Origin of the sequence: Streptomyces hygroscopicus, from assembly GCF_026168105.1 — a bacterium.
In the GTDB taxonomy this organism is placed as follows: domain Bacteria; phylum Actinomycetota; class Actinomycetes; order Streptomycetales; family Streptomycetaceae; genus Streptomyces; species Streptomyces hygroscopicus_D.
Map to the genome: position 1 here is coordinate 17,557 of NZ_LBMW01000035.1, position 25,096 is coordinate 42,652.

Here is a 25,096-nt window from a genome sequence, read left to right on the forward strand (position 1 = left end):
GGGGCCTTTAGTCATGGGACTCGAAGAAAAGCTGCCGAGCGGTTTCCTTCTGACCACCGTCGAGCAGGCCGCGGGCTGGGTGCGCAAGGCATCGGTCTTCCCCGCCACCTTCGGCCTGGCCTGCTGTGCCATCGAGATGATGACCACCGGCGCCGGCCGCTACGACCTGGCGCGCTTCGGCATGGAGGTCTTCCGCGGCTCGCCCCGCCAGGCAGACCTGATGATCGTGGCCGGCCGGGTCAGCCAGAAGATGGCGCCGGTCCTCCGGCAGGTCTACGACCAGATGCCGAACCCCAAGTGGGTGATCTCCATGGGGGTCTGCGCCTCCTCGGGCGGCATGTTCAACAACTACGCGATCGTCCAGGGCGTCGATCACATCGTCCCCGTCGACATCTATCTGCCCGGTTGTCCGCCGCGGCCGGAGATGCTGATGGACGCGATCCTCAAGCTCCACCACAAGATCCAGACCTCCAAGCTCGGCGTCAACGCCGAGGAGGCGGCCCGTGAGGCGGAGGAAGCGGCGCTCAAGGCCCTCCCGACGATCGAGATGAAGGGGCTGCTGCGATGAGCGACGCGAAGAGCAACGGCGCGAACACGCCGGGCAACGGCGCGAACGGCACCCCAGCCAACGGCGCGAACGGCGCCGAGTCCGCTCGAAATGGCGTCAATCCCGAGAAGGACCTCGGCTCCGCGAACCTGCCCGGCATGCGCGGCGACCACGGCGAGGAGATCCGCGTCCAGCGCGGCATGTTCGGCGCCGCCAACGGCGGGGACACCTCCGGCTACGGCGGCCTGGTCCGCTCCATCCGGCTCCCGGGCGCGGCCACCCGCCCCTACGGCGGCTGGTTCGACGAGGTCGCCGACGAGCTGGAGGGTGCGCTGGAGGAGCAGGGCCTCGTCCCCGAGAACGCCATCGAGAAGACCGTCGTCGACCGTGGCGAGCTGACCTTCCACATCGAACGCGAGTACCTCGTCGCCGTCGCCCAGACCCTCCGCGACGACCCGGCGCTCCGCTTCGAACTGTGCACAGGCGTCAGCGGAGTGCACTACCTCGGCGACAAGGGCCGCGAGCTGCACGCCGTCTACCACCTGCGCTCGATCACCCACAACCGGCTGATCCGCCTGGAGGTCAGCGCCCCCGACGCCGACCCGCACATCCCGTCGCTGGTCTCCGTCTATCCCACGAACGACTGGCACGAACGCGAGACGTACGACTTCTTCGGCCTGATCTTCGACGGACATCCGGCGCTGACGCGGATCATGATGCCCGACGACTGGCAGGGCTTCCCGCAGCGCAAGGACTACCCCCTCGGCGGCATCCCCGTCGAGTACAAGGGCGCCCAGATCCCGGCTCCGGACCAGCGGAGGTCGTACTCATGAGCACGCAGACCCCTTCCTCCGCTTCCTCGGCGTCCTCGCGCGAGACCACCGAGGGCACCGTCTACACGGTCACCGGCGGCGACTGGGACGAGGTCGTCGAGTCGGCGGCCCGCGCCGACGACGAGCGCCTGATCGTCAACATGGGCCCGCAGCATCCTTCCACGCACGGCGTGCTCCGGCTCATCCTGGAGATCGAGGGCGAGACCGTCATCGAGGCGCGCTGCGGCATCGGCTACCTCCACACGGGCATCGAGAAGAACCTCGAGTACCGCACGTGGACGCAGGGCACCACGTTCGTGACGCGCATGGACTACCTGACGCCGTTCTTCAACGAGACGGCGTACTGCCTGGCCGTGGAGAAGCTCCTCGGCATCGAGGACCAGATCCCCGACCGTGCCACGCTCATCCGGGTGCTCCTGATGGAGCTGAACCGCATGTCCTCCCACCTGGTGTGCATCGCCACCGGAGGCATGGAGCTCGGCGCCACCACCATCATGATCTACGGCTTCCGCGACCGGGAGATGATCCTCGACATCTACGAGCTGATCACCGGCCTGCGGATGAACCACGCCTACGTCCGCCCCGGCGGACTCGCCCAGGACCTGCCGCCGGGTGCGGTGGACCAGATCCGCGAGTTCGTGAAGAAGATGAAGAAGAACCTCCCGGAATACGACAAGCTCGCCACCGGGAACCCCATCTTCAAGGCCCGAATGCAGGACATCGGCTACCTCGACCTGGCCGGCTGCATGGCCCTCGGGGCCACCGGCCCGATCCTGCGCTCCGCCGGCCTGCCGCACGACCTGCGCAAGACGCAGCCCTACTGCGGCTACGAGACGTACGACTTCGACGTGCCGACCGCCGACACCTGTGACGCCTACGGCCGCTTCCTCATCCGCATCGAGGAGATGCGCCAGTCGCTCAGGATCATCGAGCAGTGCCTGGACCGGCTGGGGCCCGGACCGGTGATGGTCGCCGACAAGAAGATCGCCTGGCCCGCCCAGCTCGCCCTGGGACCGGACGGACTGGGCAACTCCCTCGATCACATCAAGAAGATCATGGGCACCTCCATGGAGGCCCTGATCCACCACTTCAAGCTGGTGACCGAGGGCTTCCGCGTCCCGCCGGGACAGGTGTACGCGGCGGTCGAGTCCCCCAAGGGCGAACTCGGCGTGCACGCCGTGTCCGACGGCGGCACCCGCCCCTACCGGGTCCACTTCCGCGACCCGTCCTTCACCAATCTGCAGGCCATGGCGGCGATGTGCGAGGGCGGCCAGGTCGCCGACGTGATCGTCGCCGTCGCGTCCATCGACCCCGTGATGGGAGGCGTCGACCGGTGACCACCAGTTCTTCGGAGCGAAGCGTCGGCCTGGGTATGCCGCAGCTGCCCGCGCCCGGCTACCCGGACGACGTTCGAGCCAGGCTCGAGCGGGACGCGCGCGAGATCATCACCCGTTACCCGGACTCGCGGTCCGCCCTGCTGCCGTTGCTGCACCTGGTGCAGTCGGAGGAGGGTCATGTCACGCGCACCGGGATGCAGTTCTGCGCGGACATGCTGGATCTGACCACGGCCGAGGTCACCGCGGTCGCCACCTTCTACACCATGTACCGGCGGCGTCCGTCCGGTGACTACCAGGTGGGCGTCTGCACCAACACGCTGTGCGCCGTGATGGGCGGCGACGCGATCTTCTCAGCCCTGCAGGAACACCTGGGCGTCGGCAACGGCGAGACCACCGACGACGGCAAGGTCACCCTGGAGCACATCGAGTGCAACGCGGCCTGCGACTACGCGCCGGTCGTGATGGTCAACTGGGAATTCTTCGACAACCAGACCCCCGAGAGCGCCAAGCGTCTCGTGGACGACCTGCGGGCGGGAGGGCAGGTCGAACCCACCCGCGGCGCCCCCCTGTGCACGTTCAAGGAGACCGCCCGGATGCTGGCCGGCTTCCCCGACGAACGGGAAGGCGCCGTCGAGGCGACCGGCAGCGCGGGCCCGGCCTCGCTGGTCGGGTTGCGGCTGGCCAGGGGCGAGGGCGCCGCCGCGCGCGTGGTGCACCCGCGGGACGGCGGACCGCACGACGAGCCGGGGAACGCGGTGCACGAGCCGTCACCGGCCGAGCACCTCAGCTCGCACGACGCACCGCAGGACACATCGGCCTCCGACTCCGCCCACCCGGCCGGGCCTGTCGCCGAGGAGGGGCAGTGATGACCTTGGCACCAGAGAATGGGGGCACCTCCCGCCCGAGCGGATTCGAGGGTGAGGGAGAGACCAGTCCCGAGAAGCTGCTCGTACCCGTGCTGTCGGCCTTCTGGGACGAGGAGAAGTCCTGGACGCTGGACGTCTACCAAAGGCACGAGGGGTACGAGGGGCTTCGCAAGGCGCTCGCCATGTCGCCGGACGACGTGATCGCGTACGTCAAGGAGTCCGGACTGCGCGGGCGAGGCGGCGCGGGCTTCCCCACGGGAATGAAGTGGCAGTTCATTCCCCAGGGGGACGGCAAGCCCCACTATCTAGTTGTCAACGCCGACGAATCGGAGCCCGGAACCTGCAAGGACATCCCGCTCCTCTTCTCGAACCCGCACAGCCTCATCGAGGGCATCGTCATCGCGTGTTACGCCATCAGGTCGTCGCATGCCTTCATCTATCTGCGGGGTGAAGTCGTCCCCGTGCTGCGGCGGTTGCACTCCGCTGTGCGCGAGGCCCATGCGGCGGGCTACCTGGGCGAGAACATCCTGGGCAGCGGACTCGACCTCGAACTCACCGTGCACGCGGGCGCGGGCGCGTACATCTGCGGTGAGGAGACCGCACTGCTCGACTCGCTCGAAGGCCGCCGTGGCCAACCGCGGCTCCGTCCCCCCTTCCCTGCCGTCGCGGGCCTCTACGCGTGCCCGACTGTAGTGAACAACGTCGAGTCGATCGCGTCGGTTCCCGCGATCCTGAACCGGGGCAAGGAGTGGTTCCGGTCGATGGGCAGCGACAAGTCGCCGGGCTTCACGCTCTACTCGCTCAGCGGCCATGTCGCCGGCCCCGGCCAGTACGAGGCCCCGCTCGGCGTCACGCTCCGCCAGCTCCTCGACATGAGCGGCGGCATGCGGCCCGGCCACCGCCTCAAGTTCTGGACGCCGGGCGGCTCCTCGACCCCGATGTTCACCGACGAGCACCTCGACGTCCCGCTCGACTACGAGGCCGTGGGCGCCGCCGGTTCCATGCTCGGCACCAAGGCTCTGCAGTGCTTCGACGAGACGACCTGCGTGGTCCGCGCCGTCACCCGCTGGACCGAGTTCTACGCCCACGAGTCCTGCGGAAAGTGCACGCCCTGCCGTGAAGGGACGTACTGGCTCGTGCAGTTGCTGAGGGACATCGAGGCCGGCAAGGGCACGATGTCCGACCTCGACAAGCTCGCCGACATCGCCGACAACATCAACGGCAAGTCCTTCTGCGCCCTCGGCGACGGCGCCGCTTCGCCGATCTTCTCCTCCCTCAAGTACTTCCGCGCGGAGTACGAGGAGCACATCACGGGCCGGGGCTGCCCCTTCGACCCGGCCAAGTCCACGGCCTGGGCGGACAAGCCCGCGGAGGTGAACGCATGACCGTACAGCAGTCCACCAGCGGCTCCGCCGCGGGCCAACGCTCCGCCGGGGGCGGTCAGGCGCCGGTCCCGCCGGAGGATCTCGTCACGCTGACGATCGACGGCGCCGAGATCAGCGTGCCCAAGGGCACCCTGGTCATCCGCGCCGCCGAACAGCTCGGCATCGAGATCCCCCGCTTCTGCGACCACCCCCTCCTCGACCCGGTCGGCGCCTGCCGCCAGTGCATCGTCGAGGTCGAGGGCCAGCGCAAGCCCATGGCGTCCTGCACGATCACCTGTACGGACGGGATGGTCGTGAAGACTCACCTCACCTCGCCCGTCGCCGAAAAGGCCCAGAAGGGTGTGATGGAGCTGCTGCTCATCAACCACCCGCTGGACTGCCCGGTCTGCGACAAGGGCGGCGAGTGCCCGCTCCAGAACCAGGCGATGTCGCACGGCAACGCCGAGTCCCGCTTCGAGGGCAGGAAGCGCACGTACGAGAAGCCCGTCGCGATCTCCACCCAGGTGCTGCTCGACCGCGAGCGGTGCGTGCTGTGCGCCCGCTGCACCCGGTTCTCCAACCAGATCGCGGGCGACCCGATGATCGAACTGCTCGAACGGGGTGCCCTCCAGCAGGTCGGCACCGGTGAGGGCGACCCCTTCGAGTCGTACTTCTCCGGGAACACCATCCAGATCTGCCCGGTCGGCGCGCTGACGTCGGCGGCATACCGCTTCCGCTCCCGCCCCTTCGACCTTGTCTCGTCGCCGTCCGTGTGCGAGCACTGCGCCGGCGGCTGCGCGACCCGCACGGATCACCGGCGCGGCAAGGTCATGCGGCGCCTCGCGGCCAACGACCCCGAGGTCAACGAGGAGTGGGTCTGCGACAAGGGGCGGTTCGCGTTCCGGTACGCGCAGCTGCGCGACCGGCTCGACACACCGCTGGTACGGCGTGAGTCCGGCGAGCTGGAGCCCGCCTCCTGGCCCGAGGCGCTGGAGGCCGCCGCCCAGGGCCTGCTGGCCGCGCGGGGCCGGGCCGGGGTGCTGACCGGAGGCCGTCTCACCGTCGAGGACGCGTACGCGTACAGCAAGTTCGCGCGCGTGGCCCTCGACACGAACGACATCGACTTCCGCGCGCGTGTGCACAGCCGCGAGGAGGCCGACTTCCTGGCCGCGCGGGTCGCCGGACGCGGCCGGGACCTCGACGGCAGTGGCGTCACGTACACCTCCCTGGAGAAGGCGCCCGCCGTGCTGCTGGTCGGGTTCGAGTCCGAGGAGGAGGCGCCCGGCGTCTTCCTGCGGCTGCGCAAGGCCTGGCGGGCCCACGGACAGCGGGTCTTCTCGCTCGCCACCCACGTCACCCGGGGCCTGACGAAGGCGGGCGGCACCCTGCTGTCCGCCGCCCCCGGCACGGAGACCGAGTGGCTGGACGCTCTGGCCGGCCAGGTCGGTCTGGAGGAGGACGGGGTACGGGCCTCCGAGGCTCTGCGCACCGAGGGCGCGGTCATCATCGTCGGTGAACGGCTCGCCGGCGTGGAGGGCGGACTCACCGCCGCCGTCCGCACCGCGGCCGCGACCGGTGCCCAGCTGGTGTGGATCCCGCGCCGGGCCGGTGAGCGCGGCGCGATCGAGGCGGGCGCGTTGCCGTCGCTGCTGCCGGGCGGACGTCCGTCCACCGACCCCCGCGCCCGGGACCAGGTCGCCGCCGCCTGGGGCGTCGCCGGACTCCCGCACCGCTACGGCCGGGACACGGACCAGATCGTCGAGGCCGCGGCCGACGGCGAACTGCGGGCCCTGGTGGTCGCCGGCGTCGAGGTCGCCGACCTGCCCGATCCGGCACGCGCGCGTGAAGCACTCTCCGCGGTGGACTTCCTGGTCTCGCTGGAACTGCGTCCCAGCGAGGTCACCGCCCACGCCGACGTGGTGCTGCCGGTCGCGGCGGTCGCCGAGAAGGCAGGCACCTTCCTCAACTGGGAGGGCCGGGTCCGCCTCTTCGAGGCGGCGCTCAAGCCCGACCAGATGACCCGCACCCTGGCGCCCACCGACGCGCGCGTGCTGCAGATGCTCGCCGACGCCATGGACGTCCATCTGGGGCTGCCCGATCTGCGCACCGCGCGCGCGGAGCTGGACCGGCTCGGCGCCTGGGACGGACTGCCGGCGGGCGACTCCCTGGCGATCGCCGCCCAGCCGCCGCGCCCGGCAGCCGGGGAGGCCGTGCTCGCCGGCCACCGGCTGCTGCTCGACCAGGGCCGACTCCAGGACGGCGACGAAGCGCTCGCCGGCACGCGGCACGCGGCACGCGCGCGCGTGTCTGCCGCCACCGCCGCCGAGGCGGGCGTCGCGGACGGCGACGTCCTGGCCGTGAGCGGTCCCTCCGGAACCGTCGAACTCCCGTTGGAGATCACCGAGATGCCCGACCGGGTGGTCTGGCTCCCGCTGAACTCAACGGGCGGCGGCGTCGCCTCCGACACCGGGGCGCTGCCCGGCACCCTCGTCCGCATCGGCCCGGCGACGCCTGCCGCCGAAGCCCCCAAGGAGGTGGAGGCATGAGCCCGTACCTCGCCGCTGAAGACCTCTCCATGTTCGGCCACGACCCCTGGTGGCTGGTCGTCATCAAGGCGGTGTTCTGCTTCGCCTTCCTGATGGTGACCGTGCTCTTCTCCATCGTGTGGGAGCGCAAGGTCGTCGCCTGGATGCAGTTGCGCATCGGTCCCAACCGGCACGGCCCCTGGGGCATGCTCCAGTCGCTCGCCGACGGCGTGAAGCTGATGCTCAAGGAAGACGTCATCGTCAAGCGCGCGGACAAGGTGGTCTACGTCCTCGCGCCGATCGTCGCGGCCATCCCGGCCTTCATGGCGATCGCGGTGATCCCCTTCGGGCCGGCCGACAACGAGATCTCGATCTTCGGGCACCGCACCACGATGCAGCTCACCGACCTGCCGATCGCGACGCTCTACATCCTCGCGGTCGCCTCGGTCGGGATCTACGGAATCGTGCTGGCGGGCTGGAGTTCGGGATCCACCTACCCGCTGCTCGGCGGTCTGCGCTCCTGCGCGCAGATGATCTCGTACGAGATCGCGATGGGCGCCGCCTTCGCCTCCGTGTTCCTCTACTCGGGGTCGATGTCCACGTCCAGGATCGTCGAGCAGCAGCACGACCGCTGGTTCATCCTGCTGCTGCCGGTCTCCTTCGTGATCTACATCGTGACGATGGTCGGCGAGACCAACCGGGCCCCCTTCGACATGCCGGAGTCCGAGGGCGACCTGGTCGGCGGCTTCAACACCGAGTACTCGTCGATCAAGTTCGCGTTGTTCATGCTCGCCGAGTACGTGAACATGGTGACGGTCTCGGCCGTGTCGACCACGCTCTTCCTCGGTGGCTGGCGGGCCCCGTGGCCGATCAGCTCCTTCTGGGCGGGCGCGAACCACGGCTGGTGGCCGTTGCTCTGGTTCGTGATCAAGGTCCAGCTGCTGCTGTTCTTCTTCATCTGGCTGCGCGGCACGCTCCCGCGCGTCCGCTACGACCAGCTGATGAAGCTCGGCTGGAAGGTCCTCATCCCGGTCTCCGTGGTCTGGCTGATGCTCGTGGCGACCGTGCGTGCGCTGCGCAACGAGCACTACGGCTTCGCCGACATCGCCCTGTACGTCGCCGGCGGCGTCCTCGCGCTGCTGCTGCTGTCGTTCGTCGCCGACATGTTCCGCGAGAAGGCGAAGGAGGACGCGCGGGCCGCCGAGGAGCCCGCCGCCTTCGACCCGATGGCGGGCGGCTTCCCCGTACCGCCGCTGCCGGGACAGACGCTTCCACCGGTGCCGCGGCGCCGCTCGCGACAGGAGCGGGAGCTGATTGTCAGTGGTGGGCCGGACACTGTCAGTGATGGAACCTCGGATGGAAAGGAGGCGTCCGATGGCTGAGGAGCCCAAGGAGACCAAGCCCGGTTTCCAGAATCCCGTGGCCGGCTTCGGCGTGACCTTCAGGGCCATGTTCAAGAAGCGGCTGACCGAGCAGTACCCGGAGCAGAAGAAGACCACGGCCCCGCGCTTCCACGGACGGCACCAGCTCAACCGCCATCCGGACGGCCTGGAGAAGTGCGTCGGGTGCGAGCTGTGCGCCTGGGCCTGCCCCGCCGACGCGATCTACGTGGAGGGCGCGGACAACACGGACGAGGAGCGCTACTCCCCGGGCGAGCGGTACGGCCGGGTGTACCAGATCAACTACGCCCGCTGCATCCTGTGCGGCCTGTGCATCGAGGCGTGCCCCACGCGTGCGCTCACGATGACGAACGAGTTCGAGCTGGCGGACTCCAGCCGCGCCAACCTCATCTACACCAAGGAGCAGCTGCTCGCCGGTCTCGAAGAGGGCATGGTCGACACCCCGCACGCCATCTATCCGGGGATGGACGAGCAGGACTACTACCGGGGCCTGGTGGCGGAGGCCGCGCCCGGCACGGTGCGCCAGGTCGCCGTCTCCAAGGGCGAACAGCCTCAAATGGCAGGCCCGTCGGGCGCGGCCGAGGAACAGGGGGCCGACGAATGAGCGCGCAACTCGCCGCCTACTCCACCTCCACCGGAGAGGCCCTCCAGTTCTGGGTCCTCGGCACGGTCGCGGTGATCGGCGCGCTGTGCACCGTGTTCATGAAGAAGGCCGTGCACAGCGCGCTGTGCCTGGCCGGCACCATGATCGTGCTGGCGGTGTTCTACCTCGCCAACGGCGCCTACTTCCTGGGGATCGTGCAGATCGTCGTCTACACCGGCGCGATCATGATGCTGTTCCTCTTCGTGGTGATGCTCGTCGGTGTCACGGCTGCGGACTCCCTGAAGGAGACCATCAAGGGCCAGCGCTGGCTGGCCCTTCTGTGCGGGCTCGGCTTCGGCGTGCTGCTGTTCGCGGGCATCGCCAACGCGTCCCTGAAGGACTTCGACGGCCTGGGCAGGGTGAACGCGAACGGCAATGTGGAAGGCCTGGCGGCCCTCATCTTCACCAAGTACGTGTTCGCCTTCGAAATCACCGGTGCCCTGCTCATCACGGCCGCGGTGGGCGCCATGGTGCTCACCCACCGCGAGCGCACCGAGCGCGCCAGGACCCAGCGCGAGCTGTCCCAGCAGCGGGTACGGGAGGGCAAGCACGTGCCGCCGCTGCCGGCTCCCGGCGTCTACGCCCGGCACAACGCGGTGGACATCGCGGGCCTCCTCCCGGACGGCACCCCGTCCGAGCTGACCGTCAGCAAGACGCTGCGCGACCGCGGTCAGGTCCGTGATGTGTCGGACGAGGCGATCAGCGACCTGAAGGCCCTGGAACAGCGCGCCGCCGAGCGCCTGGAGCGGGCCGAGGACGAGCGGCCGGCGCACAAGAGGACCGAGGAGGCGTCGAAGTGAACCCGGTCAACTATCTGTATCTCGCGGCCTTGTTGTTCACGATCGGCGCCACCGGCGTGCTGATCCGGCGGAACGCGATCGTGGTGTTCATGTGCATCGAGCTGATGCTCAACGCCTGCAATCTCGCGTTCGTCGTCTTCTCCCGGATGCACGGCAATCTCGACGGCCAGATCATCGCGTTCTTCACGATGGTCGTCGCCGCCGCGGAGGTCGTGGTCGGGCTCGCGATCATCGTGTCGCTGTTCCGTACCCGCCACTCGGCCTCGGTCGACGACGCCAGCCTGATGAAGCTGTAAGGGGTCGCTGAATCGTGGACAACCTGATTGCGCTGCTGATCGCGGCGCCCCTGCTCGGAGCCGCCGTCCTCCTGTGCGGCGGCAGAAGGCTCGACGCGGCCGGCCACTGGATCGGCACCGCGCTGGCCGCCGCCTCCTTCGTGCTCGGCGTCGTCCTCTTCGGCGACATGCTGGGGAAGGCCGCCGACCACCGGACCGTGACACAGCACCTGTACAGCTGGATCCCGGTGGGCGGCTTCCAGGCCGACGTCACCTTCCGGCTCGACCAGTTGTCGATGACGTTCGTCCTGCTGATCACCGGTGTCGGCTCGCTCATCCACCTGTACTCGGTCGGGTACATGGAGCACGACGAGCGCCGGCGCCGCTTCTTCGGCTATCTCAACCTGTTCCTCGCGGCGATGCTGCTGCTCGTCCTCGCCGACAACTACCTGTTGCTGTACGTCGGCTGGGAGGGCGTCGGCCTCGCCTCGTACCTGCTGATCGGGTTCTGGCAGCACAAGCCCAGCGCGGCGACGGCGGCCAAGAAGGCGTTCCTGGTCAACCGTGTCGGCGACATGGGCCTGTCGATCGCGATCATGCTGATGTTCACGACGTTCGGGACCTTCGCCTTCGCGCCGGTCTTCGCGGACGTCGCCAGGACCGGTGAGGGGAAGCTCACCGCGATCGGTCTGATGCTGCTGCTCGCCGCGTGCGGCAAGTCGGCGCAGGTGCCGCTCCAGTCCTGGCTCGGGGACGCGATGGAAGGCCCGACCCCGGTGTCGGCCCTCATCCACGCGGCGACCATGGTGACGGCGGGCGTGTATCTGATCGTCCGCTCCGGCGCGATCTTCAATGCCGCGCCCGACGCACGACTGGCCGTCACCGTGGTCGGTGCGGTCACGCTCCTGTTCGGTGCGATCGTCGGTTGCGCGAAGGACGACATCAAGAAGGCGCTGGCCGGTTCGACCATGTCGCAGATCGGCTACATGGTGCTGGCCGCGGGCCTCGGCCCGATCGGCTACGTCTTCGCGATCATGCACCTGGTGACGCACGGCTTCTTCAAGGCCGGGCTGTTCCTCGGCGCGGGCTCGGTCATGCACGGCATGAACGACGAGGTCGACATGCGCAAGTACGGCGGCCTGCGGAAGTACATGCCGATCACCTTCGTCACCTTCGGCCTCGGTTACCTCGCCATCATCGGCTTTCCCGGGCTGTCCGGCTTCTTCTCCAAGGACAAGATCATCGAGGCGGCCTTCGCGAAGGGCGGCACCGAGGGCTGGATCCTCGGCGGCGCGGCCCTGCTGGGCGCGGCGATCACCGCGTACTACATGACGCGCGTGATGCTGATGACGTTCTTCGGCGAGGAGCGCTGGAGGAACCGGGCGACCGCCTCCCCTCAGGAGCCGGACGTGGAGCCGGCCGCGGAGCACCACGGCGAACACGCGGAGCCGCATCCGCACGAGTCGCCCAAGGTCATGACGATCCCGATGATCGTGCTGGCCTTCGGATCGGTGTTCGCGGGCGGGATCTTCTCGATCGGCGACCGCTTCGTGCACTGGCTGGAGCCGGTCACCGGGCACTCCGAGGGCCACTCACCGGTCAGCGCCATGACGGTCACGGCCGCCACCCTGGTGCTGCTCGTCGTGGGTGTCGCCATCGCCTACGCCCAGTACGGCCGCCGCCCGGTCCCGGTCGTCGCCCCGCGCGGATCGCTGCTCACTCGGGCCGCGCGCCGCGACCTGCTCCAGGACGACTTCAACCATGTCGTCCTCGTCCGCGGCGGAGAGCACCTCACGCGCTCGCTCGTGTACGTGGACCACACCCTGGTCGACGGCGCCGTCAACGGCACGGCGGCCTCGGTCGGTGGCCTCTCCGGACGACTGAGGCGACTGCAGAACGGCTACGCACGGTCGTACGCGGTCTCGATGTTCGGCGGTGCGGCGGTGCTCGTCGCCCTGACCCTGCTGATGAGGGCGGTCTGATAGCGATGTCCTTTCCTCTGCTGACAGCGACGGCGGCGCTCCCGGCCGTGGGAGCGATCGCCACGGCCGCGGTCCCGGCCGCCCGGCGCACCGCCGCCAAGTGGCTCGCGCTGGTCGTCTCACTCGCCACGCTCGTGCTCGCCGCGGTGATCGGCTTCCGCTTCGAACCGGGCGGGGCGCGCTACCAGTTCACCGAATCGCACGCCTGGATCAGGGACTTCGGGGTGCGGTACGAGCTGGGGGTGGACGGCATCGCGGTGGCGCTCGTCGCGCTGACCGCGCTGCTGATCCCGTTCGTGATCCTGGCCGGCTGGCACGACGCCGACCCGCTGGAGACCGGAAGCCGCCGCTGGCGGCCGACGCAGGGCTTCTTCGCCCTGATCCTGGCCGTCGAGGCGATGGTGATCATCTCCTTCGAGGCCATGGATGTCTTCGTCTTCTACATCTTCTTCGAAGCCATGCTCATCCCGATGTACTTCCTCATCGGTGGCTTCGGGGACCGCGCCCACGAGCACGGCGAGGAGGCGGCCTCGACGCAACGGTCGTACGCCGCGGTGAAGTTCCTCCTCTACAACCTGGTCGGCGGCCTGATCATGCTGGCCGCGGTGATCGGTCTCTATGTGCAGGCCGGGACCTTCTCGCTCCCGGAGATCGTGCAGGCGCGGGCGAACGGCTCGCTCCACATGGCGACCGGCACCGAGCGCTGGCTGTTCCTCGGCTTCTTCTTCGCCTTCGCGGTGAAGGCGCCGCTGTGGCCGCTCCACACCTGGCTGCCCAACGCCATGGGGGAGGCCACCGCCCCGGTGGCCGTCCTCATCACGGCCGTCGTCGACAAGGTGGGCACGTTCGCGATGCTGCGCTTCTGCCTCCAGCTGTTCCCGGAGGCGAGCAAGTGGGCGACGCCCGTCATCCTCGTCCTGGCGCTCATCAGCATCGTCTACGGGGCGCTGCTCGCCGTCGGCCAGCGCGACATCAAGCGACTGGTGGCGTATGCGTCGATCTCGCACTTCGGCTTCATCATCCTGGGCATCTTCGCGATGACCAGCCAGGGTCAGTCGGGCGCGACGCTCTACATGGTCAACCACGGGATCTCGACCGCCGCCCTGATGCTGGTGGCGGGCTTCCTGATCTCCCGGCGCGGCTCGCGTCTGATCGCGGACTACGGAGGCGTGCAGAAGGTCGCGCCCGTGCTCGCCGGCACGTTCCTGATCGGCAGCCTGGCGACGCTCTCCCTGCCGGGGCTGGCGCCGTTCGTCAGTGAGTTCCTGGTCCTGGTCGGCACGTTCGTGCGCCACCCGGCGATCGGCATCATCGCCACGTTCGGCATCGTGCTCGCCGCGCTCTACACCCTCGTCCTGTACCAGCGGACGATGACGGGCCCGGTGAAGCCGCAGGTCGCCGAGATGCCGGACCTGCGCGTACGCGAACTTCTGGTCGTCGCCCCGCTGATCGTGCTGCTGATCTTCCTCGGCGTCTACCCGAAGCCGGTCGCCGACATCGTCAACCCGGCGGTCAAACAGACCATGTCCGATGTGCATCAGACCGATCCCAAGCCCGAGGTGGAGGCGGTCAAGTGAGTACAGCAGCCGTCCACAGCCTGTGGACAACCGCGGCCGATCCGATCTCGAGGATCCAGGCCCCGAAGATCGAGTACGGACAGCTGTCGCCGACCTTGATCGTCATCGGTGCGGCGCTCGTCGGAGTGCTGATCGAGGCGTTCGTCCCGCGCGCGTCCCGTTACTACGCGCAGGTGTTCGTGTCGGTCGTAGCGCTCGCCGCCGCCTTCGCCGCGGTGGTGGCACTGGCGGCCGACGGGTACGGCACGACCAAGGCGCACATCGCGGCAATGGGCGCGATCGCGGTCGACGGACCGTCCTTGTTCCTCCAGGGGACGATCCTGCTGGCCGGACTGCTCGGCGTGTTCACCTTCGCCGAGCGGCGCCTGGACCCGGCGGCCCACGGCAACCGGGTCGACTCGTTCGCCGCGCAGGCCGCGTCCGTCCCGGGCAGCGAGAGCGAGAAGGCCGCCATGAAGGCGGGTTTCACGACGACCGAGGCGTTCCCGCTGCTGCTGTTCGCGGTGGGCGGCATGCTCGTCTTCCCCTCGGCGAACGACCTGCTGACGCTGTTCGTCGCCCTGGAGGTCTTCTCGCTGCCGCTGTACCTGCTCTGCGCCCTGGCCCGCCGCAAGCGGCTCATGTCGCAGGAGGCCGCGGTCAAGTACTTCCTGCTCGGCGCGTTCGCCTCGGCGTTCACGCTGTTCGGCATCGCCATGCTGTACGGGTACGCGGGCTCGGTGTCGTACGCGAGGATCGCACAGGTCGTCGAGGGCACGGTCACCAATGTCGACCCGGCGCTCGCCAACACCATGGGCAACGACGTGCTGCTGCTCATCGGCGCCGCGATGATCGCGATGGGCCTGCTGTTCAAGGTGGCCGCGGTGCCGTTCCACATGTGGACGCCCGATGTGTACCAGGGCGCGCCCACCCCGGTGACCGGCTTCATGGCGGCGGCGACCAAGGTGGCGGCGTTCGGCGCGCTGCTGCGGCTGCTCTACGTCGTCCTGCCGGGTCTGCGCTGGGACTGGCGGCCGGTCATGTGGGCGGTCGCGATCGTCACCATGCTGGGCGGTGCGATCGTCGCGATCACACAGACCGACATCAAGCGGATGCTGGCCTACTCGTCCATCGCGCATGCCGGATTCATCCTCGCGGGTGTCATCGCGACGACCCGGGACGGTGTGTCCTCGGTCCTCTTCTACCTGGCCGCGTACTCGTTCGTGACGATCGGCGCCTTCGCCGTCGTGACGCTCGTGCGCGACGCGGGCGGCGAGGCCACACACCTGTCCAAGTGGGCCGGACTCGGGCGCAGGTCTCCGCTTGTGGCGGCCGTGTTCGCGGTGTTCCTGCTGGCCTTCGCGGGCATCCCGCTGACCTCCGGCTTCGCCGGGAAGTTCGCCGTGTTCAAGGCGGCTGCGGAGGGCGGGGCGACTCCGCTGGTCGTGATCGGTGTGATCTCGTCGGCCATCGCGGCCTTCTTCTACGTCCGTGTGATCGTCCTGATGTTCTTCAGCGAGCCGCGACCCGAGGGCCCGACGGTGGCGGTCCCGTCACCGCTGACGATGACGGCGATCGGGGTGGGCGTGGCGGTCACGCTCGCGCTGGGTGTGGCACCGCAGTACTTCCTGGACCTGGCGAGCCAGGCGGGAGTCTTCGTGCGCTGACCCGGGCCGCCCACCGGCGACGGCCCGGCACCCGCTCGGGGGGTGCCGGGCCGTGTGCTGCCCACGGTTGCTGCACGCCCTCGGGGCGTGCCCCCTCGCTTCGGGTCACTGATCCACGACGGTCGGAGTCGGACAAGCCTGTGGATAACTCAGGCGCTGTCGGCGGCGGCCCCTATCGTGGACGTCGTGGTCGAGGGACGACACACGGGGGACGGGCGATGGACGGGACGGGTGCGATGACCGAGGCGGGCGTGATGCCGGCGCCGGGCGGCGGGAGCGAGGCGCAGGCCACGCTGCACCGGATCTTCGGGTACGAGACCTTCCGCGGCGAGCAGGAATCGATCATCGAGCACGTGGTGGCCGGCGGCGACGCCGTCGTGCTCATGCCGACCGGCGGCGGCAAGTCGCTGTGTTACCAGATCCCGGCCCTGGTCAGACCCGGTACGGGCGTGGTCGTCTCCCCTCTGATCGCGCTGATGCAGGACCAGGTGGACGCGCTGCGGGCGCTCGGTGTGCGCGCCGGGTTCGTCAACTCCACGCAGGACTTCGACGAGCGGCGCGTGGTGGAGGCGGAGTTCCTGGCCGGTGAGCTGGACCTGCTCTATCTCGCCCCGGAGCGGCTGCGCCTGGAGTCCACCCTCGACCTGCTCTCGCGCGGCAAGATCTCGGTGTTCGCGATCGACGAGGCCCACTGTGTCTCCCAGTGGGGCCACGACTTCCGTCCCGACTACATGGCGCTGTCCCTGCTGGGCGAGCGGTGGCCTGACGTCCCCCGCATCGCGCTCACGGCGACGGCGACACGCGCGACGCATCAGGAGATCACCCAGCGGCTGAACATGCCGGGAGCCCGTCACTTCGTCGCGAGCTTCGACCGGCCCAACATCCAGTACCGGATCGTCGGGAAGGCCGACCCCAGGAAGCAGCTGCTGTCGTTCCTGCGGGAGGAGCACGCGGGCGACGCGGGCATCGTGTACTGCCTCTCGCGGAACTCGGTGGAGAAGACCGCGGAGTTCCTGGCTCGCAACGGCATCGAGGCGGTGCCGTACCACGCGGGCCTGGACGGGGGCACTCGCGCGGCGCACCAGTCCCGCTTCCTGCGTGAGGACGGCCTGGTCGTGGTCGCGACGATCGCCTTCGGAATGGGCATCGACAAGCCGGACGTACGGTTCGTCGCGCACCTGGACCTGCCGAAGTCGGTCGAGGGCTACTACCAGGAGACGGGCCGCGCTGGCCGCGACGGCCTGCCGTCCACGGCCTGGATGGCATACGGGCTGAACGACGTCATACAGCAGCGCAAGCTGATCCAGTCCGGCGAGGGCGACGAGGCGTTCCGCCGCCGGGCCCAGGCACACCTGGACGCGATGCTCGCGCTGTGCGAGACCGCCCGGTGCCGCCGAGGCCAGCTGCTTGCCTACTTCGGCCAGGACCCGGAGCCGGGCGTCTGCGGCAACTGCGACACGTGCCTGGTGCCGCCCGAAACCTGGGACGGCACGATCGCGGCGCAGAAGGTGCTGTCCACGGTGTGGCGCCTGGACCGTGAGCGCAGGCAGAAGTTCGGCGCGGTGCAGATCGTCGACATCCTGCTGGGGCGGCGCACGGCCAAGGTCATCCAGTTCGACCACGACCAGTTGTCCGTGTTCGGCATCGGCGAGGAGCTGACCGAGGGCGAATGGCGGGGGGTCGTCCGGCAGTTGCTGGCGCAGGGTCTGCTCGCGGTCGAGGGCGAGTACGGGACGCTGGTGCTCACCGAGGCGAGCGGGCCGGTGCTGCGGCGGGAGCGCGAGGTGCCGCTGCGCAAGGAGCCGAAGAAGCCGGAGGCGTCCAGGTCGTCCTCGGGCTCCGCCCGTTCCGACCGCAAGCCCAGGACGGCCGCCGCCGAGCTGCCCCCGGAGCTGGCCCCCGTCTTCGAGGCCCTGCGCGCCTGGCGCGCCGAACAGGCCAGGGAACAGGGCGTCCCGGCGTACGTCATCTTCCATGACGCCACGCTCCGCGAGATCGCCACCATCCGGCCCGCGTCGGTGGCGGAGCTCGGCGGGATCAGCGGGGTCGGCGAGAAGAAGCTGGCCACGTACGGGGAGGGGGTGCTCGGGGTGCTCGCCTCGCTCGACGGGTCGCCCGGCGCCGCCCCGGCCCCGGCAGGCGCGGGGGCCGGGGCCGGGGCCGACGCACAAGCGGACGAGGACTGGCCGGACCAGGAACCGGACCATGCCCAGGAGCCGGACCACGCCCCGGAATCCGGGGACTGGATATAGCGGCGGGGGTCGGCGAACAGAAGTCCCGGCTCCCGGTCGTCACAGTGCGCGCGACGCATACGCCCTGACGTCCGCGTCCGAGTCCGTCGTTGCCGTGGCGAGGGCCGCGTGGGCGCCCTCCGCCCGGGTGTGCCGGGTCAGCGCCAGCACGGCCGCCTTGCGCACATCGGCGTTGGGGTCGGCGAGGGCCTTGCCGAGGGCGGGGACCGCCGCCTCGGGGTCCGCTGCGGCGAGCGCCGCGGCGGCTCCGGCGCGGACCTGCCAGGCCGGGTCGGACAGGGCGGCCGTGGCCCGTGCGGCGAGCGGTCCCGGGCATCCGGTGGCGGCCAGCGCTCCATAGGCGGCCGCGCGGACCAGGGCGTCGGGGTCGTCGGTGAGGTTGGCAAGGGCGGACAGAACACCGTCTGTCTCCTGCCCCTCTGACGCGCCGTGACCGACGTTTGCCGTGCCCACCGTGCTGAGGGCCTTGGCGAGCGCGACGCGGACCTCGCGTGCCGGGTCGGCGGTCGCCGCGCTGACCAGCGGTGTGACCGCGTCGACCGAGACGAGGGCGCGCACGGCCTCGATACGGACGCTCGTGTCGGAGTCGGCGAGAGCGCCCGCGAACAGGCGCGCGTCGCCGAGCCGCAGCGCGCGCAGCAGGTCCAGCGCGGCGGCCCGGACCACGGGGTCGGCCTGGGACACGGCCTCGGCGAGGCGGTCGCGCAGGGCCGGTTCCGGCGGCAGCGTCTCGACGAGTTCGCGCAGCGACGCCGCCGCGGCGGCGCGCACCCCGGCGTCGGCGTCGAACAGCGCGGCGGCCAGCGCCGGCCCGGTCCCGGGCGGTGCGGTCTCGGTGACGACCGTGACGGCCGTCCGGCGCACCGAGGGCTCGGCGTCGGTCAAGTAGGGCTCGAGCGCGGCGAGTTCGGGTGTCTCCTCCGCGAGAGCGAGGAGGGCGAGCAGGCGGGGTGACGGCGGCGCCTCGGTGCCGGTGGTGGTGGCGGTGGCGGTGGCGGTCGTGGTGGGGGCGGGGCCGGCCACGGACGATACGGCCGTGCCGACCGCCACGGGCGCCACCTCCCGGGCCCCGGCCGTCGCCACCTGCTCGGCATGAACCTCGCCGAGCCGCCGGGACGGGCCGCCCACGGGGGCGAAGCCTTCCACCGGAACGAGATAGGGAGCCACGGGACGGGCCATGAACTCCATCGCACCAGAGGGGGACTTGTGCAGATCGAGATGGTGGAACCACGAGGTGTCGTCGCGACGAGGATGGTCCAGCCGGTCGTGGTAGAGGCCCCAACGGGACTCCGTGCGGGCCAGGGAGGCGCGGGCCGCCATTTCCGCGCAGTCGCGGATGAAGGTCACCTCCGCGCAGCGCATCAGCTCGTGCGGGGTCCGGGCACCCATCGAGGCGATGTCGGACCGCATCCGCTCGAACGCCTCCAGGGCCAGCGACAGACGGGCCCCGGACTTCGGCGGGGCCACGTAGTCGTTCACGAAGCGGCGCAGCTTGTACTCGACCTGGGGCTGCGGCGGGCCGTCGGGGTTGCGCAGCGGACGGTAGATCAGGTCGTGGGCCTCGCGCAGCTGGCCGGCCGGCAGTTCGCCCGCGTACGGCGTGTACCGCGCGGCGTCCTCGCCCGCCAGATCGCCGAACACGAACGCGCCGATCATGTAGTTGTGCGGAACGCAGGCCAGGTCCCCGGCGGCGTACAGACGGGGCACGGTCGTACGGGCGTGGTCGTCGACACGTACACCCGAGGCCGAGTGGCCGCCGCACAGACCGATCTCGGAGATGTGCATCTCGACGTCGTGGGTGCGGTAGTCATGGCTCCGTCCGGAGTGGAAGGTGCCGCGCGTCGGCCGTTCCGTCGAGTGCAGGATCGACTCCAGCGCCGTGATGGACTCCTGCGGCAGATGGCTCAGCTTCAGGTACACCGGGCCCCGGGCGGACGCGACCTCCGTCGCGAACTCCGCCATCATCTGCCCCGACCAGTAGTCGGAGTCGACGAAGCGTTCGCCGTGCCGGTTGACCTGGTAGCCGCCGAAGGGGTTGGCCACGTAGGCGCAGGCCGGGCCGTTGTAGTCCTTGATCAGCGGGTTGATCTGGAAGCACTCGATCCCGGTCAACTCGGCGCCCGCATGGTAGGCCATCGCGTAGCCGTCGCCCGCGTTCGTCGGGTTCTCGTACGTGCCGTAGAGGTAGCCGGAGGCAGGCAGGCCGAGGCGCCCGCAGGCACCCGTCGCCAGGATCACCGCGCCCGCGCGGACGACGACGAAAGCGCCCGTGCGGGTGTGGAAGCCCGCTGCCCCGACGGCGCTCCCGCCCGCTGTCAGCACCCGCACCGGCATCACCCGGTTCTCGATCCGGATCCGCTCCCGCATCTCGCGCCGCCGCAACTGCCGGTAAAGGACCTTCTTGACGTCCTTGCCCTCCGGCATCGGCAGCACATAGGAGCCCGACCGGTGCACCTGGCGGACCGCGTAATCGCCGTGCTCGTCCTTCTCGAACTTCACGCCGTACGACTCCAGCCGCCGCACCATGGCGAACCCGCGGTTCGCCGTCTGCCGGACGGTGGACTGGTCGACGATGCCGTCGTTGGCGCGGGTGATCTCCGCGACGTAGTCGTCCGGCTCGGCTCGGCCGGGGATGACCGCGTTGTTCACGCCGTCCATGCCCATGGCGAGCGCACCGGAGTGCCGGACGTGCGCCTTCTCCAGCAGCAGGACGTTCGCCCCGTGTTCGGCGGCCGTCAGCGCCGCCATGGTGCCGGCGGTGCCGCCGCCGATCACGAGCACGTCGCAGGAGAGTTCGTCGGCGTCGGTGAGGGCGGGGATCTCCATGGGGGTGTCCACCAGGGGTGCCTTTCACATGCTCAAGAACCGAGGGAGGTGAGGACGTCGCGCCGCAGGACGCGCCGCGCGGGATCGTCGTGCGCCGTCCGGTCGCGCGGGCGCGGCACGCCCCGTACGGACAGCAGCCGCCCCGTGCCGAGCAGGGCGACCCGGTCGCCGAGATACAGGGCCTCGTCCACGTCGTGGGTGACGAAGACGACGGTCGCGCCCGTGCCGTGCAGCACCTCCACCAGCAGGTCCTGCATGCCGGCGCGGGTCTGGGCGTCGAGGGCGCCGAAGGGCTCGTCCATGAGGACGACGCGCGGGGCGGCGGCCAGGGCGCGGGCCAGCTGGGCGCGCTGGCGCTGGCCGCCGGAGACGCGATGGGGCAGGTGCCGTGCCCGTTCGGCCAGTCCGACCCGGTCGAGCCAGGCCTCCGCCTGGGCGCGGCGCTCGCCGCGCGGCACCCCCTTGACGGCGAGGGGCAGTTCGACGTTCGCCCGCAGGGTGCGCCAGGGGAGCAGGGCGTCCTCCTGGAAGACCAGCGCGCGGTCCGCGGCGGGGCCGTTGATCCGGCGGCCGTCCTGCTCCACCGAACCGGCCTGCGTGGGCAGCAGCCCCGCCAGCGTGCGCAGGAGGGTCGACTTGCCGCACCCGGAGGGGCCGACGACGGTGAGGATCTCACCGGGGGCGACGTCCAGGTCGACGCCCTCCAGGGCAGGGGCGCCCGGCCGCCCGAGCGTGGCCCCCCGCAGGGTGAGTCCGGTACCGGGGCGGGACGGCGTCCGGACGTCAGACGAGCTGGTCATCCGGCACCTCCTGCATGGCTTCGGAGCTGCTCTCCACAGGTGCGGGGGCGGTGGCCCGCACCCGGGGGACACGGTCGGCGGCGGAGTACGACGTCGTCCGGGGCAGCCAGCGCGTCAGCCGGCGGCCCAGCAGCTCCACCGCGGTGGACGTCACCCAGCCGAGCACGCCGATGGTGACCATGCCGACGAAGACGCCCGGGTAGTCGACGACGGTGTAGGCCTGCCAGGTGCGGTAGCCGACGCCGTACTGGCCGGAGATCATCTCGGCGGAGATCACACAGATCCACGACACTCCGATGCCGACCGACAGGCCGCCGAAGATGCCGGGCAGCGCGCCCGGCAGGACGACCGAGCCGAGGATCCGCCATCGGCCGCCGCCCATGGTCCGCACCGCCTCCTCCCACACGGGCGTCAGCGCCCGCACCGCGTGCCGGGTGGAGACCAGTACGGGGAAGAAGGCGGCCGTGCACGTGATGAAGACGATCCCCTGTTCGTTGCTGGGGAAGAGAAGGATCGCCACGGGGACCAGCGCGACCGCCGGGATCGGTCGGACCACTTCGAGAAGCGGGCCGAGCAGGTCCTCGGCGAGGCGGGAGCGGGCCACGAGCACGCCCGTGGCAACGCCGAGGACCGCCGCCAGCAGGAAGCCGGCGAGGATGCGGGTGACGCTGTCGGTCAGATCCGTCCAGTAGTCGCCGCCGGACAGCCGTCCGGCGAACGCGCGAGCCACCTCGACGACCGTCGGGAACTGCGAGAAGCGCAGCCACAGGTCGACCTTCAGGCCGGTCAGCAGCTGCCAGAGGCCGAGGGCGGCGGCCAGGGACGCCACCCTCAGCGCATACCGGCTCATGACGCCCGCCCGAGCGCGTCGGCGTACGGAACCGTGCGCGCTCCCGGGTGCGCCGCCACGTACGCCCTGGCCGTCTCCGGTGCGACGAAGGGCAGTAGCCGGCCGCCGTCGGCCACCCACACCGCCTTGTCGGCGAACCAGGGGGTGCCGGTGGCCGCGTCGGGCACGTACGCCGCCCGGATGTCCGCGCGGTGCCGCGCCACGTATGTCAGCAGCGCGGTGGGGGAGGCGAAGGTGCGCGTGGTGTCGGCGCCTTTGGGCCACACCTCGCTCGCGGCCGGCGGGGGCCCCGCGGCGAGCCGCTTGGCGTACGCGGTTCCGAGGGCCTTCTTCGCATACTGGTCGTCGACGAAGGCGTTCACGTCGATGTCGCCCGTCAGCTTCGCCGACTTCAGGACCGAGACGTCCTGTTTCAGGGCGGAGACCAGCCGGGGCTTGACCGCCGGGTCGAAGGTGGAGATGCCGTGGGCTCCGTTGTAGAGGTAGACGACCTCGGCGGGCAGGCCGGTGGCCTTCGCGACCTTCTCCGCGGCGGCCACGGGGTGGGCGTTCAGGTAGTCCGTCGCCTCGGCCTGCGCCTTGAGGAACGCCTCGAGGACGGCCGGATGCTGCTGCGCGAAGTCCTCGCGCGCGGTGACCCCGTGGAACGTCGGCAGGTCGAGCTGAGCACCGTCGTACAGCGCCTTCGCCTTGCCCTGGTAGGCGAGCAGTCCGGGCCAGGCGACGAATTGCGACAGCGCGTCGGCACTGCCCGCCGCGAGGGCGGAAGCGCCCACCGCGGGTTGCTGGTTGAGCTTCTGGATGTCCTTGTCAGGGTCCATCCCGGCGCGCTGCAGGGCGCGTACGAGAGTGCCGTCCGCTGCGGAGCCGACGCTCGTGGAGACCCTCCTGCCCTTCAGGTCCCGCAGGGACGCGAGCTTCGAATCGGGTGTGGTGACAATGGTGTTGAGGCCGCCGCGCAGGTTGTAGCCGGTGACGGAGACCAGATGAGTGGGGCGGCCGAGCTGTCTGCCGCGGGCCGCGTTGATCAGGAGGGGGAAGTCGCCCATCGAGCCGATGTCGATCTTCCCGGCGGTCATCTGGGCGGTGATGGGGGCGCCGGTCGCGTAGTCCTGCCAGACGAGCTTGTAGGTGTGCCCGTCGTGGAGCGCGCCCAACTGCCGCTCGAAGGAGCCGAGGGTGCGCAGCAGGGTGCCCGCGGTGACGGTGTTGATGGTCCTGGACTGGTAGCCGACCGTGACGGTGACCGTGGAGCCGGTGCCCGCCTGGTCGCTCGAGCCGCAGGCGGCGAGCGGAAGGAGGAGGGCGGCCGTGACGAGGGGAACTGCCGTGCGTTTCATGGGACTCGAGGCCTTTCAGCGGAGCAGGTAGGGCATGTTGACCGTGACCGCTCCGGTGGGACAGCGGGCCGCGCACGGTCCGCAGTACCAGCACTCGTCGACGTGCATGTACGCCTTCCCGCTGCTCTCGTCGATGGCGAGCGAGTCCAGCGGGCACATGTCCACGCACAGGGTGCAGCCGTCGATGCACTTCGACTCGTCGATGGTCACGGGCACGTCGGCCCGCTGGGGCGCCAAGGGCATGGCTGTCTCCAGGAAGGTGCTCGAACAGGGGGATGACTAGGACCGGTGCAGCAGGCCGCTCATCGTGATGCGGTCGCCGCGGAAGCGGATGAACTCCAGGTCGACGGGGCGGCCGTCGGCGAGGTGGGTGAGGCGTTCCAGCATCAGGAGGGCGGCGCCGCGCGGTGCCTGGAGCACGGCGGCGGAGTGGGCGTCCGCGTTCACCGCCTCCAAAGTGATCTCGGCATGCCCGAGGGACCGCCCGGTGACGGCCTCGAGGAGGCGGAAGACATCGGTGTTCTCCAGGTCGGCGCCGAGGAGGGCGGTGCCGATGTCCAGGGGGATGTAGGTGAGGTCGAGGGAGAGGGGCAGGCCGCCGAGACTGCGCAGGCGTTCGATGCAGAGGACGTCGGCGCCGGGCGGGACGTGAAGGCGTTCGGCGACGGGGGCGGGCGCGGGGACGGGGCCCATCGTGCGGACCTCGTTGGTGACCCGGCCGTGCTCGCGCAGGGTTTCCGCGAGGCCCATCAGCCGGTCGAGCCCGTGGGAGTACTTCCGGGCGACGACGACCGTGCCGACGCCGGGCAGCCGGTCGACCAGGCCCTCGGCGCGCAGGAGGTCGAGGGCCTGGCGGACGGTGTTGCGGGAGGCGCGGTAGTCGGTGCCGAGGGTCGTCTCATGGGGGAGGGCGCCGTCCGGGAAGCCGCCGGTGAGGATCTGGCGGCGGAGCAGGTCGGCGAGTTGCCGGGCCCGGTCCGCGCGCAACCGTCGCCGACGTGCGGCGACGGTGGTCGCGCCGTGGCCTGCGTGGTCTCGGATGCGGTCGGGCATGTTCCGGACCATAGCGAGGGGGCACCGGCTGTGGTGTTGCCGGAGTGTTGCGCCATGTGCCGGTGCGTCACACACCACTCTGAGCTGGGCCTTCGCGGGAGGCGGGGCAAGATCTGCCACTGCTCGGTGCGTGGCGCCCCCGGGCCCGGGGGCGCCACCTCCGGCCACGGCCGGTGCCGC

General features: G+C 70.4%; 20 protein-coding genes. 14 read left to right on the forward strand and 6 right to left on the reverse strand.

Going from position 1 to position 25,096, the window contains the following annotated elements; all coding sequences use genetic code 11:
* Positions 1 to 13 precede the first annotated feature (13 nt).
* The 14 genes from AAW14_RS27945 to recQ all read left to right on the forward strand — a co-directional run bounded on the left by AAW14_RS27945 (position 14) and on the right by recQ (position 18,047).
* Complete coding sequence (locus AAW14_RS27945; RefSeq protein ID WP_023547484.1) at positions 14 to 568, forward strand: NuoB/complex I 20 kDa subunit family protein; 555 nt, start codon at positions 14 to 16, stop codon at positions 566 to 568.
* Complete coding sequence (locus AAW14_RS27950; protein ID WP_265566734.1) at positions 565 to 1,380, forward strand: NADH-quinone oxidoreductase subunit C; 816 nt, start codon at positions 565 to 567, stop codon at positions 1,378 to 1,380. Before AAW14_RS27945 ends, AAW14_RS27950 begins: the two co-directional genes overlap by 4 nt.
* On the forward strand, positions 1,377 to 2,717 hold the full coding sequence (locus AAW14_RS27955) for an NADH-quinone oxidoreductase subunit D (protein ID WP_265566735.1): 1,341 nt from the start codon (positions 1,377 to 1,379) through the stop codon (positions 2,715 to 2,717). The genes AAW14_RS27950 and AAW14_RS27955 overlap by 4 nt, the downstream gene beginning before the upstream one ends.
* Positions 2,714 to 3,583, forward strand: coding sequence for an NADH-quinone oxidoreductase subunit NuoE (nuoE, locus tag AAW14_RS27960; protein ID WP_265566736.1), 870 nt, complete (start codon positions 2,714 to 2,716; stop codon positions 3,581 to 3,583). Before AAW14_RS27955 ends, nuoE begins: the two co-directional genes overlap by 4 nt.
* A complete protein-coding gene (gene nuoF / locus AAW14_RS27965; protein ID WP_416223387.1) occupies positions 3,580 to 4,968 on the forward strand; it encodes an NADH-quinone oxidoreductase subunit NuoF in 1,389 nt (462 codons plus the stop codon). Before nuoE ends, nuoF begins: the two co-directional genes overlap by 4 nt.
* Positions 4,965 to 7,493, forward strand: coding sequence for an NADH-quinone oxidoreductase subunit G (locus tag AAW14_RS27970; RefSeq protein WP_265566738.1), 2,529 nt, complete (start codon positions 4,965 to 4,967; stop codon positions 7,491 to 7,493). Before nuoF ends, AAW14_RS27970 begins: the two co-directional genes overlap by 4 nt.
* On the forward strand, positions 7,490 to 8,854 hold the full coding sequence (nuoH, locus tag AAW14_RS27975) for an NADH-quinone oxidoreductase subunit NuoH (protein WP_265566739.1): 1,365 nt from the start codon (positions 7,490 to 7,492) through the stop codon (positions 8,852 to 8,854). Before AAW14_RS27970 ends, nuoH begins: the two co-directional genes overlap by 4 nt.
* Entirely contained in the window at positions 8,847 to 9,476 is a 630-nt protein-coding gene (nuoI, locus tag AAW14_RS27980; RefSeq protein ID WP_265566740.1) for an NADH-quinone oxidoreductase subunit NuoI, read from the forward strand. The genes nuoH and nuoI overlap by 8 nt, the downstream gene beginning before the upstream one ends.
* The gene (locus AAW14_RS27985; protein WP_265566741.1) at positions 9,473 to 10,315 is read left to right on the forward strand and encodes an NADH-quinone oxidoreductase subunit J; all 843 of its coding nucleotides are present in this window, start codon (positions 9,473 to 9,475) and stop codon (positions 10,313 to 10,315) included. Before nuoI ends, AAW14_RS27985 begins: the two co-directional genes overlap by 4 nt.
* Positions 10,312 to 10,611, forward strand: a complete 300-nt coding sequence (gene nuoK / locus AAW14_RS27990; protein WP_073901863.1) for an NADH-quinone oxidoreductase subunit NuoK — start codon at positions 10,312 to 10,314, stop codon at positions 10,609 to 10,611. Before AAW14_RS27985 ends, nuoK begins: the two co-directional genes overlap by 4 nt.
* A 14-nt stretch (positions 10,612 to 10,625) precedes the next feature.
* On the forward strand, positions 10,626 to 12,572 hold the full coding sequence (gene nuoL, locus AAW14_RS27995) for an NADH-quinone oxidoreductase subunit L (RefSeq protein WP_265566742.1): 1,947 nt from the start codon (positions 10,626 to 10,628) through the stop codon (positions 12,570 to 12,572).
* A 5-nt stretch (positions 12,573 to 12,577) separates the two neighbouring features.
* A complete protein-coding gene (locus tag AAW14_RS28000) occupies positions 12,578 to 14,149 on the forward strand; it encodes an NADH-quinone oxidoreductase subunit M (RefSeq protein WP_265566743.1) in 1,572 nt (523 codons plus the stop codon).
* Complete coding sequence (gene nuoN, locus AAW14_RS28005) at positions 14,146 to 15,795, forward strand: NADH-quinone oxidoreductase subunit NuoN (RefSeq protein ID WP_265566744.1); 1,650 nt, start codon at positions 14,146 to 14,148, stop codon at positions 15,793 to 15,795. Before AAW14_RS28000 ends, nuoN begins: the two co-directional genes overlap by 4 nt.
* A 218-nt stretch (positions 15,796 to 16,013) precedes the next feature.
* Complete coding sequence (gene recQ, locus AAW14_RS28010) at positions 16,014 to 18,047, forward strand: DNA helicase RecQ (protein WP_265566745.1); 2,034 nt, start codon at positions 16,014 to 16,016, stop codon at positions 18,045 to 18,047.
* Between the two features lie 39 nt (positions 18,048 to 18,086).
* On the opposite strand, the gene AAW14_RS28015 is transcribed toward recQ, so the two are convergent.
* Genes AAW14_RS28015 through AAW14_RS28040 form a run of 6 tightly spaced genes read right to left on the reverse strand, consistent with a single transcriptional unit; the run spans position 18,087 to position 24,928 of the window.
* On the reverse strand, positions 18,087 to 20,873 hold the full coding sequence (locus tag AAW14_RS28015; protein ID WP_265566784.1) for a fumarate reductase/succinate dehydrogenase flavoprotein subunit: 2,787 nt from the start codon (positions 20,871 to 20,873) through the stop codon (positions 18,087 to 18,089).
* Positions 20,874 to 20,905: 32 nt separating this feature from the next.
* Positions 20,906 to 21,673, reverse strand: coding sequence for an ABC transporter ATP-binding protein (locus AAW14_RS28020; RefSeq protein ID WP_265566746.1), 768 nt, complete (start codon positions 21,671 to 21,673; stop codon positions 20,906 to 20,908).
* On the reverse strand, positions 21,657 to 22,523 hold the full coding sequence (locus AAW14_RS28025; RefSeq protein ID WP_265566747.1) for an ABC transporter permease: 867 nt from the start codon (positions 22,521 to 22,523) through the stop codon (positions 21,657 to 21,659). Before AAW14_RS28025 ends, AAW14_RS28020 begins: the two co-directional genes overlap by 17 nt.
* Positions 22,520 to 23,863, reverse strand: coding sequence for an ABC transporter substrate-binding protein (locus AAW14_RS28030; protein ID WP_265566748.1), 1,344 nt, complete (start codon positions 23,861 to 23,863; stop codon positions 22,520 to 22,522). The genes AAW14_RS28025 and AAW14_RS28030 overlap by 4 nt, the downstream gene beginning before the upstream one ends.
* 15 nt (positions 23,864 to 23,878) lie before the next feature.
* A complete protein-coding gene (locus tag AAW14_RS28035) occupies positions 23,879 to 24,106 on the reverse strand; it encodes a 4Fe-4S dicluster domain-containing protein (RefSeq protein ID WP_030347217.1) in 228 nt (75 codons plus the stop codon).
* 36 nt (positions 24,107 to 24,142) lie between these two features.
* Positions 24,143 to 24,928 (reverse strand): GntR family transcriptional regulator, encoded by a 786-nt coding sequence (locus tag AAW14_RS28040; RefSeq protein ID WP_416223388.1) that lies wholly within the window; start codon positions 24,926 to 24,928, stop codon positions 24,143 to 24,145.
* Positions 24,929 to 25,096 lie beyond the last annotated feature (168 nt).

Coding starts and splice junctions, on each gene's coding strand:
- AAW14_RS27945 (WP_023547484.1), top strand. CDS start 14: ATGGGACTCGAAGAAAAGCTGCCGAGCGGTTTCCTTCTGACCACCGTC.
- AAW14_RS27950 (WP_265566734.1), top strand. CDS start 565: ATGAGCGACGCGAAGAGCAACGGCGCGAACACGCCGGGCAACGGCGCG.
- AAW14_RS27955 (WP_265566735.1), top strand. CDS start 1,377: ATGAGCACGCAGACCCCTTCCTCCGCTTCCTCGGCGTCCTCGCGCGAG.
- AAW14_RS27970 (WP_265566738.1), top strand. CDS start 4,965: ATGACCGTACAGCAGTCCACCAGCGGCTCCGCCGCGGGCCAACGCTCC.
- nuoH (WP_265566739.1), top strand. CDS start 7,490: ATGAGCCCGTACCTCGCCGCTGAAGACCTCTCCATGTTCGGCCACGAC.
- nuoI (WP_265566740.1), top strand. CDS start 8,847: ATGGCTGAGGAGCCCAAGGAGACCAAGCCCGGTTTCCAGAATCCCGTG.
- AAW14_RS27985 (WP_265566741.1), top strand. CDS start 9,473: ATGAGCGCGCAACTCGCCGCCTACTCCACCTCCACCGGAGAGGCCCTC.
- AAW14_RS28000 (WP_265566743.1), top strand. CDS start 12,578: ATGTCCTTTCCTCTGCTGACAGCGACGGCGGCGCTCCCGGCCGTGGGA.
- recQ (WP_265566745.1), top strand. CDS start 16,014: ATGGACGGGACGGGTGCGATGACCGAGGCGGGCGTGATGCCGGCGCCG.
- AAW14_RS28015 (WP_265566784.1), bottom strand. CDS start 20,873: ATGGAGATCCCCGCCCTCACCGACGCCGACGAACTCTCCTGCGACGTG.
- AAW14_RS28020 (WP_265566746.1), bottom strand. CDS start 21,673: ATGACCAGCTCGTCTGACGTCCGGACGCCGTCCCGCCCCGGTACCGGA.
- AAW14_RS28025 (WP_265566747.1), bottom strand. CDS start 22,523: ATGAGCCGGTATGCGCTGAGGGTGGCGTCCCTGGCCGCCGCCCTCGGC.
- AAW14_RS28030 (WP_265566748.1), bottom strand. CDS start 23,863: ATGAAACGCACGGCAGTTCCCCTCGTCACGGCCGCCCTCCTCCTTCCG.
- AAW14_RS28035 (WP_030347217.1), bottom strand. CDS start 24,106: ATGCCCTTGGCGCCCCAGCGGGCCGACGTGCCCGTGACCATCGACGAG.
- AAW14_RS28040 (WP_416223388.1), bottom strand. CDS start 24,928: ATGGTCCGGAACATGCCCGACCGCATCCGAGACCACGCAGGCCACGGC.